Below are 16502 nucleotides of genomic sequence, written 5' to 3'. Positions count from 1 at the left end.
ACTACTATGTTACAACTTAGAATAAAAAAAACAGCCCTTATTTTTGTAATGGCTACAGGTTTTTTGAACCAGATACAAGCACAAAAAAAATATCCGTACCAAGATCCTAAAGTACCAGTCGAAGAAAGGCTTACAGATTTGTTGAGCCGCATGAGCCTGGAGGAAAAAGTACGCCAGATGGACATGTACAAAGGGGAATTTTTTAAGGAGAAGGAAGATTTTTCTAAGGCTAAATCAGATCTTAAAATTGGCAATCTGGGTATTGGTGCTATTCATGACATTTATCCCCGATCGGCAAAAATGATTAATGATTTGCAAAGCGAAGTGATTAAAAAGAACAAATGGGGAATTCCTGCACTTATTATGTGCGAGATGCTTCACGGTTATTTAGACGACGGCAGTACGGCTTTCCCAATGAACATAGGTCTGGGCGCAACCTGGGATACCAATTTGATGGATAAAGTTGGAAAAGTAATTGGTACCGAAGCCAGAGCACATGGCGTTCATTTTGGTTTAGGACCCAATCTTGATGTAGGGCGTGAACCACGTTGGGGAAGGGTTGCCGAAACTTTTGGCGAAGATGTGTATTTGGTTGGCGAGATTGGTACTGCCATGATCAAAGGAATGCAAGGAGATGATCTAAGATCTGATCGCTCGATTATTGCAGAACCAAAACATTTTGCCGTACACGGTATTCCGCAGGCAGGAGGAAATTCGTCTCCTGTTTTGGTTGGAGAACGCACTGCACGTGAAGATTTTTTACCCTCATTCGAAAAAGCATTCAAAAAAGGCGGTGCACTTGGTACCATGTGTGCGTACTCTGAGCTGGACGGAATTCCTTGTGCCGCAAATCATTGGTTGCTCACAGATGTATTAAGAAAAGAATGGGGTTTTAAAGGAATTGTGGTTTCAGATCTTGGCGCTATAAAATACCTTCAAACCACCCATTATGTAACAGATTCTCCCAAAGAAAGTATCCGTGAAGCTGTTGCTGCGGGAGTAGACATGCAGTTTTATGATTTTACAAATGAGTTTTGGCAACAAAGTGTTATCGAATTGGTAAACGAGAAAAAACTAACCATGGCGCAAATAGATCGTGCTGCCGGTGGTGTTTTAAGACTTAAATTTTTGTTGGGATTATTCGAAAATCCATATACTGATAAAAATCTGATCAAAGAGCGTTTTCATACCAAAGAAAATCAGGATATCGCTCTGGAAGCAGGTCATAAATCTATTGTTTTATTAAAAAATGAAAACAATATTTTGCCGCTTAGCAAAGAGATCAAAACCGTTGCTGTTATTGGACCAAATGCCGATGCGTCGAGACTTGGAGGATATTCTGTAAAAAATAAAGTAGGAACAACCGTTTTAGAAGGTGTTAAACAAGTTGTTGGTGCAAAAACTAATGTACTTTATGAAGAGGGTGTTCCGCTAATTGTAAAAGGGCAAATTATTCCGTCAAAATATTTATTTACACCAGATGAAGCTCAAAACGGATTAAAAGGCGAATATTTTAATAATAGAAATGTAGAGGGAACTCCGGCATTGACCCGTATCGATAATCAGTTAGAATTTGACTGGCCGTGGTCTCCTGGTGATGGTGTTACAGATGATGATTTCTCGATTCGCTGGACAGGTTACCTAAAATCAGACCAATCATTTGATGGCTGGCTGGGTTTAAGTTCTGATGACGGAATCAGAATGTGGATCGACGATCAACTGGTAATCGACAACTGGACAAAAGGGGCAACGAGCATGGTTACAACACCAAAAAATATCGAAGCCGGTAAAAAATACAAAGTCCGCATCGAAATGTGGGAAGGCGGCTGGGGAGCCCGAGCGCACCTGCGTTGGAATCTGGAAAAAGTAAACTTTCAGCCTGCTATAGACATTGCCAAAAAAGCCGATGTTGCGATTGTTGTATTGGGCGAATCAAACGAATTGGTAGAAGAAAACAGGGATGTTGCAACTTTAGACCTGCACGGAATGCAGCAGGAACTAATCGAAGCAATTCAGAAAACAGGAACTCCTGTGGTTTGTGTATTATTAAACGGTCGTCCGCTTTCGACAAACTGGATCAGCGAAAACATTCCTGCCCTTGTAGAAGGCTGGTTTCCGGGTGAAGCAGGAGGAAAGGCTGTAGCCGATGTTTTGTTTGGAAATTATAATCCGGGCGGCAGATTGCCAATTACAGTTCCTAAATCTGTGGGGCAGCTACCTATATATTACAACCAGAAACCATCTGCGATACACAAATATGTCAGCGAAAGCGAAAATCCCTTATACACCTTTGGTTATGGATTAAGTTACACCACTTTCGAATATTCTAATCTTACTATTAGTAACAAGGAAATTAAAAAAGAGGGAACACTAAAAGTAAGTGTTGATGTTAAGAACACCGGAAATTTTGACGGAGACGAAGTGGTGCAGTTATACCTAGACGATATCTATAGTAGTGTTACCACTCCAAGAAAAACATTAAAAGGGTTCAAGCGATTATTGATCAAAAAAGGAGAAACTAAAAAAGTAGAATTTATGTTAACTCCTGATGAATTATCGTTGTGGAATCGCGAAATGAAAAATGTTGTAGAACCTGGTGATTTTGAAGTTATGGTTGGCGGTAACTCCGTTGATTTGCTGAAAACACAATTTAAGGTTTTGCAATAATTTTATAAAAACGAGTAATATGTTTAGAGTTTTAAGTATTAAGTAAAGAATATATTTAAAAAATAGCTAAATAGGTTAGATTTAGATAAGAGACTGGTACTGCAATAAAGAGGGTTTATATTACAAAATAAACCCTTTTTTTGTTTTTAAATGTTAAAGTTTACCCAACGCCTTTTGAAAGTTGTCATTTGTCGAAATAATATTTTGTTAACAAAATGTATTCTTAAGTTTAACATGTTATTAACTCTAAAAAAACAACTAATATGATTAAGGACGTACTAAAATTACTGTTTGTTTTCTGCTTGTTTGCATTCCAAGGCTTACAAGCACAAACTACAGTAAAAGGAACGATAACAGATGCTTCTAGCGGAATACCAATTCCGGGAGCAAATGTTGTGGTTAAAGGAACAAAGACAAGTGCATCGTCAGATTTTGATGGTAAGTACAGCATCTCAGTTCCCAATCAATCAGCAGTTTTAGTTTTCACTTACGTAGGCAACGCTCCAAAAGAAGTCGCCGTAGGAACACAAACTACACTTAATGTTGCATTAGGCGCAGCTACACAGCAATTGGGCGAAGTAGTAGTAACGGCTCTGGGTATCAAGAGAGAGAAAAAAGCCATTACGTATTCTGCCCAAAACATTTCGGTAGACGAACTATCGGAAGCAAGATCATTAAACGTTGCCAACTCACTTTCAGGTAAAGTTGCCGGTCTTAACTTCTCGACTACTTCAAATGGTGTAGGAAGCTCCTCGAGAATTACTTTAAGGGGTAACAGATCCCTTACCGGAAACAATCAGCCAATGTATGTTGTAGATGGTGTACCTATTAGTAATGGTACAACGACTACCAACCCGGATATCGATACAGGAGGAACCACTCAGCCTGACGGTATTTCAAATATTAACCCGGAAGATATTGCTTCGATGACTGTTCTTAAGGGACCATCTGCAGCAGCACTTTACGGTACAAGAGCCAGTAATGGTGTAATTGTTATCACTACAAAATCTGGTAAATCAGGAAAAACATCTGTATCAGTATCGTCAAACTTTATGGCTTCATCAGCTTATAATTTGATGAATTTGCAAAACGAGTACGGACAAGGAACTTTGGGTGCTTACAATCCAACATCCAGTTCAAGCTGGGGAGGAAAATTAGACGGAAGTCAGGTTTCGGCCTGGCAATTAGTTCGTAATCCTAACTACGCAGGACCTGCAACTACAAATTACAGTCCACAACCTAATAACGTAATTGATTTCTATAAAACAGGATATAATTTAGCCAATACCTTAACGGTAACAACCGGAAACGAAAAAGCACAAGGTTATTTCTCTTATACCAACACAAAAGCCGAAGGTATTGTAGGAGGTAACCAATTAGACAGACACAACCTGAACTTAAGATTGACCAGTAAAATATCTGATAAATTATCATTGGATGTAAAAACAAATTATATCGTTCAGGATATCGATAACCTGCTCAGAACCGGAGAAGAATCTATTGGTACATCAGCTTATTTATTGCCACGTAGTATCAAATTTAGTGAATACAGAGATTTTGAGTACACAGATGCAGCAGGACAATTGCAACAAAATTATTTCTTAGACGAAGCAGGAGCTCCCGGAGGAAACCCATACTGGTCTGCGTTGCGTGATGATTCGCGTAAAGATAAAAGAAACAGATTTATAGGTCTTGCCTCTCTTAAATACGATTTTACAAAAACAATAAGTTTACAGGTTAGAACCGGTTTAGACCAAATGACAAACAAGAATGTCAGAAACAGATATGCTACAATAGCGTTCAACAACAATCTTGGTTCCTACAGCGAATCTTATGAAACAGTAAGCGAATTCAATACAGATGCATTACTTTCTTACAACGAGAAGTTTGGTGATTTCTCTATAGGGGTTAATGCCGGTGCGAATACTTTGCAACAAAAAAATTCTTCGCTGTATTCAGGAGGAGTTTTAAGCAAAAGAAACTTTTTTGCCCTATCAAATGTTTCAACCATTCAATCTACTTCTACAGCTTCAGAGAAACAAATTAACTCTGTTTATGGTTTCTCACAAATTGGTTTCAGAAATTATTTGTTCCTGGATTTAACAGCAAGAAACGACTGGTCGTCTACTTTACCGGAAGCAAACAGATCATTCTTTTATCCATCTGTAGGTCTTTCAGGAGTTCTTTCAGACATGTTTACTTTGCCGGAAACGATTAGTTTTGCAAAATTAAGAGCTTCTTATGCAAAAGTGGGTAATGATACAGATCCTTATCAAACCAGTTCAAGATTATCTTATATTGGTGGTAACGGTGGTATGTTGTATGCGCAGACAACAGCTGCAAACCCTAATTTACGTCCGGAAATGTCAAGCTCAGTTGAGTTTGGTGGTGAGGTAAAATTGTTTAAAAATCGTGTAGGATTAGACGTTACTTATTTCAAAACAAATACAAAAGATCAGATTTTTTACATTAATACTCCAGAATCCTCTTCGACTTCAAGAGCTGTAGTAAATGGTGGAGAAATTCAAAATAAAGGTATCGAGGTAGTGCTTACTGCAACACCAATACAAACAGAAAATTTCTCTTGGGATGTTACGGCAAACTTCGCTACTTACAAATCTGAAGTAAAATCTATTTACGGCGGAAGAGAAGAGTTGGTACTTGGTGAAGGTAGATTGGTAAGAAGTAAAGTTATTCAGGGTGGTGAGTATGGAGATTTATACATTAAAGGTTTTCAAAGATCTCCTGACGGAAAAATTATCGTAAACAGTGCAGGTATTCCACTTGCAACCAATAGTTTTGATGTACGTGCCGGAAACTTTAACCCGGACTGGACAGCAGGTTTTAAAAATAATTTTAAATACAAAGATTTCTCTTTAAGTTTCCTTGTTGATTTTAGAATTGGTGGTGAGGTTATCTCTTACACTCAGGCAAGACAAGCCGGTTTAGGAGTTAGTGATGTTACACTTGCAGGCAGAGCCGGAGGTATTGTTGTCGATGGTGTTGTTGCAACAGGTACAGGAACTTATGTTCAAAACACTACAAGTATTAATGCAGAACAATACTGGACTGCTATTGGACAAAGAACTCCTATTGCTGAGCCTTTTATTTATGATGCAACAAACATTAGATTAAGAGAACTTGTTTTTGGATATTCTTTACCAAAACGTATCCTGGGTGGTTCAGGTTTTACAAATATTGACTTTTCATTGGTAGGAAGAAATTTATTCTTCTTTGTTAATAAAGCTAAATATTTTGATCCGGAAGCGGGTGCTGGTACAGGAAACTTGCAAGGTATAGAGTCTTTCAACATTCCTTCAACGAGAGATTATGGAGTTAATGTTAAATTCGGATTTTAATTAAAAAAAGAGACATCATGAAATATAGTTTTAAATTAAAAACATTAGGAGTTGCCTTGTCGCTGGTTTCTGTTTTTTCAAGTTGTACAAACGACTTTGACAAAATAAACACCGATCCTAATTCGCTTACAGAAGATCAGTTAGATCCAACTCTTGCCGGACCTTCTTTTGCCTCTGCGCTTTATGCAGGAATCCATAACGGATCTTACTCCTCACCGGGTGTAGATGATCAGGGAACCTGGGGTATTGCAACCGGAATTTTATCTTCTACATTTATTCAATATTTAAATTGTGGATATGGTACAGAACGTAATGCATTCGTAAACGGTTACGAAGGACGTGGATGGACAAGATTTTACACCGTTGCTGTTCCGGCTTTAAACAATGCCATCAAAGCATCTGAAGGAAATGCCGAAGCTTTGGCAATCCTTAAAATCTGGAAAGTTTTTATGTACAACCAAATGGTAGATGCTTACGGACCAATCCCGTACACAGAAGCAGGAAACAAAAAAGAAAAAGTACCTTATGACAGCGTAGAATCTATTTATGAAGACTTTTTTAAATTACTGGATGAAGCAAATACTACTTTAAGTGGTTCTGCTGTAACAACAGTTGCCTCATTTCAGCCTAACGACCGTTTGTATGCCGGTAACGTTTCGAACTGGAGAGTTTTTGGAAACAGTTTAAGATTGCGTTTAGCATTAAGAATTTCTGATATTCAGCCTGCAAAAGCAAAAACACAAGCCGAAGCTGCTGTAGCGGCAGGAGTTATGCAAACAAATGATCAGGGTGCGTTCTTTAAAGCAAGCAACATCACGCCAAACAACTTAAACATGATTGTAAACAGTTGGGGATATACGATGACAGCTTCTATGGAAAGTATTCTTGTAGGGTATAATGACCCAAGATTAGCCAAATGGTTTGCCAAAATTGATACCGGTGTTTATCGCGGTCAGCCTATTGGAGGTTTAGAAGATCAGTTTGGGACAACCAAGTTCTCTGCTTTCAACAATGATGTTATGGGTAATGGAGCTGCAGGAAATCTTAGTGAATCTAAAAATATTGAAGTATTCATGGCTTCTGAAAACTATTTTAGCAGAGCCGAAGGTGCTTTGAACGGATGGAATATGGGCGGAACCGCACAAACCTTGTATGAAGCAGGTATTAGAGCTTCGCTGGCACAATGGGGCATTACAGATGCTACTGCAATAAACGCTTACATTGCCGGAAATACATTGCCAACTTTGCCAAACGTGCTAACAGTTTATCCTACTTTGGACTTGCAGGATATACCGGTAAAATTGCCTGTGGCATGGTCAGCAGCTGTAACAAGCCAGCGTACACAAATCGCGGTTCAAAAGTATTTGGCTATTTTTCCTGAATCCTGGGAGTCTTGGGCAGACTTACGTCGCAGTGATGCAAAAGTAATTTATCCGCCGCTTAACACAGATAACAATGATGCCGGAGTAGGTAAAAGCCTGATGAAAAGAATTATTTACGTAACAAACGAATATTCTTCTAATAAAGATGCTGTTACAGACGGAATCGTAAAACTAAAAGGTCCTGATACCGGAGGAACAAAACTTTGGTGGGACACTAAATAATTATTTTGGTCAGTAAAGACATTCATTGTCTTTGCGAAAAATGCGAAAGGAGAGGTAACTCTCCTTTTGTTTTATATAAAAATATCAGCTTATGAATTCAAAAATTTACAGCCCCATAATGTTGTCTCTGGCATTTTTTCTTTCCTGCACTTCATTAAAGAAAGAACCCAAAGCAATTCATATTTCCCAAAATTATATTACAGACAATCCGGTTACTACAAACAGTCACGCCTCGACATTGGTCGAATTGGAACCTAATGAACTTCTCGCAGCCTGGTTTGGCGGAAAATATGAAGGTGCCAAAGATGTTAGTATTTATGTTTCGTCATACAAACAAAAAAAATGGTCTGCGCCTAAAAAGCTTATTGAGCCGTTGATAAAAGATGGTGACACATTGCCGTGCTGGAATCCCGTTTTGTTTAAAAGTAAAAGCCAAAATCTGTATTTATTTTATAAAATAGGCAAAAATCCACGAGAATGGTTTGGCGCTATGGTTGTTTCTAAAGACAACGGAAACACCTGGAGCAATCCTGAATATTTGCCAAAAGGAATATTAGGCCCCATTAGAAATAAGCCCATAGAAACAACTGCCGGTATTATTTTATGCGGAAGCAGTACCGAAAGTGTCGAAACCAATCAATGGAGGGTTCATGTAGAAAAATACACAGAAGCGACTGATACCTGGAACAAGATCGAGATTGATGATAAAAAAGGATTCGACATTATCCAGCCCACCTTTCTGGTTCACTCTGCAACTCAAATCCAGATGTTGTCGAGAAGCAAACACAATAAAATAATCTCGAGCTGGTCCAACGATAATGGTACTACATGGCAACACACAGATAGTATCAATGTCGTAAACTCGAACTCCGGAATTGATGCGGTAACGTTGGGTAAAAAATCGTTTTTATTGGTCAATAATCCTTTGCCACAAGGAAAAGATTGGTTCAATGGCCGCAATGTACTGGATGTAGAATACTCTAAAGATGGCAGCAATTGGAAAAAGTTGTTTGATCTCGAAAACCAAAAAGAAGGCGAATTTAGTTATCCCGCTATTATTGAGACCTCAGATGCTAAAATTCATGTGTTGTATACCTATAATCGAAAGTATATTAAACATGTAGTTTTTGAATATACGAAGTAGGGAAGTTTTTTTATTTCTATATTTACCTCAAGGGAATTTTTAAAATAGTAAGATCATGATGTCATTTGCCAAATCATTAGCCTTTTTTGTAATCATTTTATGTGCACTTTCGGTAAGGGCTCAAAACGAAATGTATTCAAGTGTTGTAAAACAAGAAATAGCAGATACTACATTTGTAAATTTAAGAGACTACAGCAACGATTTTATCTATGATATGAAATATGCTACCGAGGATAATTTTCTAAAAGCAAAAGTATACGATTGTGCCGAATGTTTGCTGCGCTATAAAACTGTAAAAGCATTGATTGCTGCCAATACAGACTTTAATAAAAAAGGATATAAAATAAAATTATACGATTGTTATCGCCCTTTGTCGATTCAGAAAAAAATGTGGGAGATCGTGTCGAATCCCGAGTATGTGGCGGACCCAAAAAAAGGCTCCATCCATAATAGAGGAGGAGCCGTAGATATTTCGTTAGTCGATAGTAATGGAAAAGAAGTGGATATGGGAACTCCTTTTGATTTTTTTGGCAGCAGAGCCAGTCATAATTATACACAGCTTTCTAATGCCGTAAAATCGAACCGTAAGTACCTTAAGAAAACAATGATTAGTAATGGTTTCAATTCATTCGATTCAGAGTGGTGGCATTACAATTTAAAAACAGGTTTAAACGATAAGGTTTCCAACCAAAAATGGAATTGTAACTAATTATTCAACACATCTTATGTTTTCCATGAAATAGGTATTAGGCTGGTAAACTTTACCATTTAGCTCAGATGTTAATTCCCTTTTTACGATATAATCTTCTGTATTGGTCAGGTATTTAATTCTCATGATCGAAATAGGCGATTTTTTAAGCTCTTCAAAATTCTCTTTCATAAACATAAAAATTCCTGTATTGATGCGATTATCAAAACCTTTATCGTCATGAATAAGCGTTCCGCAACTTTCTCTGTCGATATGAATCAGGGTTACTATTTTTCCGTTTTCTAATTGCAAAAATACTTTTGAGTTTTTGTCAAAGCAATTCGCTTTTATAAAATCTTTGCTCTTCTGGATCAGTTGTAGGTTTAAGGTAGGTAAACCATCTGTTTTTGCCAGCGAAAAGAAAACATAATCAAATGTTCCTCCAAAATATTTTTCGCTCATCAGGTATTCGTTTGTTACTTTATAAGTACCAAGGGAGTCAGTTACATTTGCACTGTATTCACATGGTTTTTGGGCAAATGCAGTAAAGGTTAATAAAAAAAAGGTTAGTGTAATTAGTTGTTTCATTTTTTAAATAATTTTTGTGCAAATTAAAACTATTTTGCTATCATTTTTATCGGTTGTAAAAAAACAGTATAAATTTCCCCCATTTTTTATTTTCCATTTTTTGCGAATGTTTTCTACGGTGTCCGGAAAATTACGCGTCGTGATATTGGCTTGCTGATTGGCAAGTTCCGCTTTCATTTCGTTTTTGCTGTACGGGATTACTTTTTCTATTTGAAAAGCCCTTCCCGGAAAATCGATTAACTGGTCTGAAGTGTATAAATGCGAGTGTTTATGGAGTTTGTTGAGGTCAAAAACAGCACTTACTTCATCGAAACCACCCGATTTCATAATAGCCGAATTAGGCTCATAAACGTATTTTTGAGGTAAATGATACGATGCAAAAGCAGTATTATTGCCTAAAATAAATTCGAAAGTTTCTATTTTGTCCTTCAAAATATTCGCCGTCTTTATTGTTATGTCGCCTGAATAGTGCCTATGAATTTCAAAAAGCAATTCTTTTACTTCATTTTCGAGTGCAATAACATGAATATTTTTAACGTATTTTAATTCAGATAAACCTGCGGACAGGTCTAATAGCGGTGCTGTTTTTATTAAAATAGAATCACTTTTTTCAAAATAAAAATCCAAAGATTCCGGAACATTAGGCAAACAGTCCTTAAGCATAAAAACTTTGCCCTTTGCATCATTCCTGCGTGAAGGATCAATATAAATCCAATCCCATTTTTGGTCCAGTTCGTTTAAGACATTGGTAGAATCATTGGCATAAAAGGTACAATTTTTAACCTGCAATTGTTCAAAATTGTGTTTTACAATTGCCGATAAATCTTCGTTGATTTCGCAATGTGCTATGGCATCGAATTTTTTGGCAAAGTAATAATCGTCTACGCCAAAACCTCCCGTGAGATCAATTAGCGTTTTACCGGAAATTAAAGAAGCCTTATACTGCGCTGTTTTTTGGGATGAGGTTTGCTCAACCGAAATTTTGCTTGGGTAAATAATATTTTTCGTTATAAACCAGGCAGGCAATTTGTCCTTTGCTTTTCCTTTTGCTTCAATCTGATTTAAGATTAAAATCCAGTCGACTTCAGGAAACGGATTTTTCTGAAGTGCTAATTTCGCAATCGGGGCACTACTATTTTGAGTTATAAATTCCTGAATGCTTTTGCTTAAAATAGAAGTGTTCAATGCTAAATTCTTTCGGTTAATACGGAGACAATTTTGTTGTCAGGAAAAAATTCTTTCAAAATTACTTTTATCATCGTAAAAACAGGAATAGCAATAATCATTCCTACGATTCCAAAAGTGATTCCGCTGATTAAAGTAACCAGGAATATTTCTAACGGGTGCGAATTTACACTTTTTGATGAAATTATGGGCTGACTAATATTATTATCGATCGCCTGAACCACTAAAAACCCTATAATTACATAAATTGTTTTTGGTAATATTTCTGATTGAAAATCACTGCCAATCATACTAATCATGGTTAAAATTCCAGCCAAAGTAGTCCCTATAATAGGTCCTATATAAGGAATGATATTCAGGATGGCACATAAAAAGGCAATTACAAAAGCATTTTTATTTCCAAAAATCATTAAAACAACCAGGTATAAAATAAATACAACCGTAAGTTGAAGCAATAAACCAATAAAATAACGGGTCAGGAAGTGATTGATTTTAGTAATAGAGTTCAAAATTTTATCCTCGTTTTTGTCCGGTAGAATTTTTCTGGCACTTACCTTAAAAGCAGCCTGATCTTTGATAAAGAAAAAAGTGATAAAAAATACAGAGACCAATCCCATACCCATATCAGCCATAAAGCCCAAAATAGAATTTAAGAAACCGGTAAAATAACTAAAATCTATAATCGATGTTACTTTAGAATCTTTTAGAACTTTATTTAAATCAAAATGCGGGATGTTAAAATAAGTTTCGATACTTTTCTCTGTTTCTAGAAATTGCTGTTGCAAATTATGAGTATCCAATAAAGAAAGATTATTGGCTTGTGTAATAATCAAGGGTACAAATAATAATATAAAACCAACAATTGCCAGTATAAAAACAATAAGAGTTGTTGCAGCTGCCAGAGAGTTGCTAAATTTTAATTTATTTTTTAAAAACTGCACCAACGGGTTTGCAATAAGGCACAGCAACAATGAGATGCATAAGTAAACAATTACAGTTTGTATTTCGTATAGAAAATATAATACAATACCTACAAATAATATTGTTGTTAAAGCCCTTAAAATTCCGTTAGAAATAATTTTTGATGTTATCATGATTCGATTTTAGATCATAAATATAGGAAAAAGCTTTTGAAATATGGGGCTAAACAAAAAAAAGCGAGATGATATCATCTCGCTTTTCAATTTATTATTCAGAACTGTTTTATTAGATTCCAAAAGCAGCTCTCGCTCCTCCTGTAACAAATATTGCAGCCATTCTGCTTTTTTGTCCGTTAGAGAACATATACATTGCATTATCATCAGTATAATCCATGTAGTTCATAGTCATTTCTACAGGAGTTCCTGAACAAGTGCTGTAATGAGGATATGCCGGTACACCATAATTTGCTGTATTATGAGTTGGAGTATCAGATACTAAATCGCTTCCACAAGTTGCATCTCCCCAGATATGACGTAAATTCATCCAGTGACCTACTTCGTGAGTAGCTGTTCTTCCTAAGTTGTAAGGAGCAGCTGCAGAGCCGGATAAACCAAAATATTTAGCATCGATTACAACTCCGTCAGTAGCAGATGCTCCTCCAGGAAATTGTGCATAACCCAGGATTCCGCCACCAATTGTGCAGGCCCATAAGTTTAGTTTTGTTGTTGGAGACGTTGGTGCTAAACCACCAGATGCCACTTTTTTTACAGCATCATTTGTACCCCATGAAGTTTTGGTAGTAGATTTTCTAATAATCTGATCCAGAACAAATGAAATTCCAACATTTGCTTTTACACCAGCAAATAATGCAGGAACACTATTGTAATCAGAATTTAATGCATTAAAATCTTTGTTTAAAACATCGATTTGGGTTTGAATTTGCGCATCAGAAATGTTTTCAGCAGTGGTTCTGTATAAAACATTTACAACAACAGGAATTTGAACTTTGCCATTTACAAGTTTACCTGTAAGCATAGCTTTGTCTGTAAAAGCTTCAATCTCATTCATTCTGATCGCCAGAGTTGGATCAGCTTTCAATTGAGCTTCTAATACTTCCTGGGTTGCACATCCGCGACGGGCAACTGCACTCACATTTGAATCCGCAGATTCTGTTTGGTCGTTTTGACAAGAAAACAGCACTAACGCTGTGAATGCGGTAATAAGAACTTTTTTCATAATAATTTGGGTTTTTGTTATAAAAAATTAATTTTGGTTATTTATACCGCAATTTTATAACAAAAATATTATTGTAACAAAATTTTTACAATAATTTATTTGTCAGAATTTTACAAACCCTGATATAGTCTAGTTCTTACAAAAATTTAACAAAAATTATTAAGATGTAAATTCGTACAAAGCGATACTTGCAGCTTGTACGACATTCATACTGGAGTTTTTTCCAAACATATTTATGTGCACAATTTGGTTCGAAATTTTTAAAAGTTCATCTGAAATTCCATCGATTTCACTTCCTATTAAAAGTGCAATTTTTTGATTGTCAGGAATTACAACTTCTCTTAGGGGTTTACTATTGCTTGCGATTTCTAAGGCAATAATTTCAAATTTATTCCCGATCAGGTAGTCAACAAGATCGCTTGTCTCTTCGATTATAGTATGAGGCACATGAAGATGAGTGCTTCGGGAAGTTTTGTTGATTTTTCGGGGTGTCAGCGGGATATCTTTGCCTAAAAAAATAATATTTTCGACGCCAAAAGCCTCACTTATTCTAAAAAGAGAACCTATATTTTGCTGAAAATAAATGTGATCGCAAACTAATGTTATCGGAAATGTTTTTCTCTCAAATTGATTTTCTTCGTGAGTAAGTTGCACGTTGTAGCTTTTAGTTGGTAAAAATATAATTGATAATATTAGCGCCCATTTTTAAGGCTTTTTCTCTTACGGCAAGAGGATCATTATGTACTTCGGCATCTTCCCAGCCATCTCCCAGATCACATTCGTAGGTATACAATAAAACCAGTTTATTTTCTACAAAAATGCCAAAAGCCTGTGCGCGGGTTCCATCATGTTCATGGATTTTGGGTAATCCGTTTGGGAATGGAAATGGTTTTTGAAATATAGGATGATTCGCCGGAATTTCGACTAAGTTATTGTTTGGAAATATTTTTTTAATTTCTTTTCGAATGTATTGATCCATTCCGTAATTATCATCAATATGCAGAAAACCACCACCGTTTAGATAATTTCTAAGATTGCTTACATCAGCATCGCTAAAAACTACATTTCCGTGACCCGTCATGTGTACAAAAGGGTACGAAAGCAAATCAGGATTGCTGGGTTCAACAGTCGAAGGTTTTGCTTTTATCCTCGTATTGATGTTACCATTGCAAAACTTGATTAAGTTAGGCAAGGAGGTAGGGTTTGCATACCAATCGCCACCACCGCTGTATTTGAGCAAAGCGATTTCTTGCGAAAAGGAAGAAATAGAAGCAAATAAAAACAAAAGAAATATTTTTTTCATAGCTATTTTAGCATCAGTTAATTAGAAGTTTCATTAAAAAACACAACGCTATGACACGCTACAATCGCAGCAGTCTCTGTTCTTAAACGGGTATTTCCTAAAGTTACAGGCTGATAATTATTTTCTAATGCCAAAGCAATTTCTTTTTCAGAAAAATCACCTTCGGGACCAATAAGCATCGTAACGCTTTCATTAGGTTTTAGAATATCCTTCAATGATTTTTTATCCGTTTCTTCGCAATGCGCTATCAATTGCAAACCATCATTTTTTTGTTTGATGAATTCCTTAAATGAAATTGCTTCGTTTAATTTGGGCAAAAAAGTTTCGTTAGATTGTTTCATTGCTGATAAAATAATCTTTTCAAAACGCTCCAGATTAATTACTTTTCGCTCAGAACGATCACAAATAACAGGTGTAATTTCCTGAATTCCAATTTCGGTTGCTTTTTCGAGAAACCATTCAAAACGGTCGTTCATTTTGGTTGGCGCCACGGCAAGATGCAAACGAAATTTTGGTTCTTCGGCTTTGGTTATAGAAAGTACCTGAACAATACATTTATTGTCTGATGCCAAGGTAATTTCGGTTTCAAATAATAAACCTAAACCGTTTGTAACGTGTAAAATATCAGAATCTTTCTTGCGTAAAACCTTGATAATATGTCGGCTTTCTTCTTTATCAAAAGAAAAACTTTCTGTTGACTGATCAATATCCGGATTGTAAAATAATTGCATAATTAAAATTGAATTCGCGCTTTCGAAACTACTGCTGAAGTTTCGAAACGACTTGATAAATATTTTTGATATCCTACAATTCCTATCATTGCAGCGTTATCGGTTGTGTATTCGAATTTTGGGATAAAAGTTTTCCAACCGTATTTCCCTTCACTTTCTTTTAATCGGGTTCTAATGCCTGAATTTGCCGAAACTCCGCCACCAATAGCGATTTGCCTGATTCCGGTTTCTTTTACGGCTAATTTCAGTTTATCCATCAAAATTTCGATAATCGTATATTGTATAGAAGCACAAATATCGTTTAGATTTTCTTCGATAAAATTAGGGTTCTCAAGTTTTTTCTTCTGGATAAAATATAAAATTGCCGTTTTTAATCCGGAGAAACTAAAATCTAATCCCGGAACTTTGGGTTTGGTAAAAGCAAATGCCTTAGGATTTCCTAATTGCGCATATTTATCGATTAGAGGTCCGCCGGGATAGGGAAGACCCAGAATTTTGGCACTTTTATCAAAGGCTTCTCCAACGGCATCGTCTGTGGTTTCGCCAATAATTTCCATATCAAAAAAGCCGTTTACTTTTACAATCTGAGTGTGACCGCCACTTATGGTTAATGCCAAAAACGGAAATTCAGGTTTGTCATAGCCTTCTTCGTCTATAAAATGAGCCAAAATATGGGCATGCATGTGGTTAACCGCAATTAGCGGAATTTTTAGCGCAAGTGATAATGATTTACTAAAAGAACTGCCTACGAGCAAAGAACCCATTAAACCCGGTCCTTGTGTAAAAGCAATGGCAGTTAATTGATCTTTTTGTACATTTGCTTTTCGAAGTGCGGCATCGATTACCGGAACAATATTTTGTTGATGGGCTCTTGAAGCTAATTCCGGAACTACACCACCATATTGGGTGTGAATTAACTGATTGGCCACAACATTTGAAAGTACTTTGTCGTTATGTAAAACCGCGGCGGCAGTATCATCGCATGAACTTTCGATGGCAAGAATAAAAACCTCTGAATTTTGCATATAAAGGCACGAATTTTGAATTATATTTGACAAATCAAATATTTGATTTTC

13 protein-coding genes are annotated in these 16502 nt (G+C 36.4%); 5 read left to right on the top strand and 8 right to left on the bottom strand.

The genetic code is table 11. The features are described from left to right. Positions 1-6 precede the first annotated feature (6 nt). The 5 genes from B0A64_RS14385 to B0A64_RS14365 all read left to right on the top strand — a co-directional run bounded on the left by B0A64_RS14385 (position 7) and on the right by B0A64_RS14365 (position 9483). Entirely contained in the window at positions 7-2667 is a 2661-nt protein-coding gene (locus B0A64_RS14385) for a glycoside hydrolase family 3 N-terminal domain-containing protein (protein WP_089480216.1), read from the top strand. Between the two features lie 263 nt (positions 2668-2930). Beyond that, a complete protein-coding gene (locus B0A64_RS14380) occupies positions 2931-6026 on the top strand; it encodes a SusC/RagA family TonB-linked outer membrane protein (protein WP_089480215.1) in 3096 nt (1031 codons plus the stop codon). Positions 6027-6043: 17 nt separating this feature from the next. After that, complete coding sequence (locus B0A64_RS14375; protein WP_089480214.1) at positions 6044-7630, top strand: SusD/RagB family nutrient-binding outer membrane lipoprotein; 1587 nt, start codon at positions 6044-6046, stop codon at positions 7628-7630. Between the two features lie 91 nt (positions 7631-7721). Continuing rightward, positions 7722-8774 (top strand): sialidase family protein, encoded by a 1053-nt coding sequence (locus tag B0A64_RS14370; protein ID WP_089480213.1) that lies wholly within the window; start codon positions 7722-7724, stop codon positions 8772-8774. A 58-nt stretch (positions 8775-8832) separates the two neighbouring features. Next, positions 8833-9483, top strand: coding sequence for a M15 family metallopeptidase (locus B0A64_RS14365; RefSeq protein ID WP_394338358.1), 651 nt, complete (start codon positions 8833-8835; stop codon positions 9481-9483). On the opposite strand, the gene B0A64_RS14360 is transcribed toward B0A64_RS14365, so the two are convergent. The 8 genes from B0A64_RS14360 to tsaD all read right to left on the bottom strand — a co-directional run bounded on the left by B0A64_RS14360 (position 9484) and on the right by tsaD (position 16451). Next, positions 9484-10050, bottom strand: a complete 567-nt coding sequence (locus tag B0A64_RS14360; RefSeq protein ID WP_089480211.1) for a hypothetical protein — start codon at positions 10048-10050, stop codon at positions 9484-9486. A gap of 3 nt (positions 10051-10053) precedes the next feature. Continuing rightward, the gene (locus tag B0A64_RS14355) at positions 10054-11235 is read right to left on the bottom strand and encodes a THUMP-like domain-containing protein (protein WP_089480210.1); all 1182 of its coding nucleotides are present in this window, start codon (positions 11233-11235) and stop codon (positions 10054-10056) included. 2 nt (positions 11236-11237) lie between these two features. After that, complete coding sequence (locus tag B0A64_RS14350) at positions 11238-12329, bottom strand: AI-2E family transporter (RefSeq protein ID WP_089480209.1); 1092 nt, start codon at positions 12327-12329, stop codon at positions 11238-11240. Positions 12330-12441: 112 nt separating this feature from the next. Further along, complete coding sequence (locus B0A64_RS14345; RefSeq protein WP_089480208.1) at positions 12442-13392, bottom strand: zinc metalloprotease; 951 nt, start codon at positions 13390-13392, stop codon at positions 12442-12444. Positions 13393-13551: 159 nt separating this feature from the next. Beyond that, the gene (locus B0A64_RS14340) at positions 13552-14046 is read right to left on the bottom strand and encodes a TrmH family RNA methyltransferase (protein WP_089480207.1); all 495 of its coding nucleotides are present in this window, start codon (positions 14044-14046) and stop codon (positions 13552-13554) included. A gap of 10 nt (positions 14047-14056) precedes the next feature. After that, positions 14057-14695, bottom strand: a complete 639-nt coding sequence (locus tag B0A64_RS14335; RefSeq protein WP_089480206.1) for a DUF4159 domain-containing protein — start codon at positions 14693-14695, stop codon at positions 14057-14059. 17 nt (positions 14696-14712) lie between these two features. Beyond that, a complete protein-coding gene (locus B0A64_RS14330; RefSeq protein WP_089480205.1) occupies positions 14713-15426 on the bottom strand; it encodes a 16S rRNA (uracil(1498)-N(3))-methyltransferase in 714 nt (237 codons plus the stop codon). A 2-nt stretch (positions 15427-15428) separates the two neighbouring features. Then, positions 15429-16451 carry a tRNA (adenosine(37)-N6)-threonylcarbamoyltransferase complex transferase subunit TsaD gene (gene tsaD, locus B0A64_RS14325; RefSeq protein WP_089480204.1) on the bottom strand — a complete coding sequence of 341 codons (1023 nt, stop codon included), beginning with the start codon at positions 16449-16451 and terminating at the stop codon, positions 15429-15431. Positions 16452-16502: the final 51 nt, after the last annotated feature.

Source organism: Flavobacterium araucananum, assembly GCF_002222055.1.
GTDB classification, from domain to species: domain Bacteria; phylum Bacteroidota; class Bacteroidia; order Flavobacteriales; family Flavobacteriaceae; genus Flavobacterium; species Flavobacterium araucananum.
The sequence above is the reverse complement of the archived record's forward strand: the minus strand, read 5'-3'. Positions and strand labels throughout refer to the sequence as shown.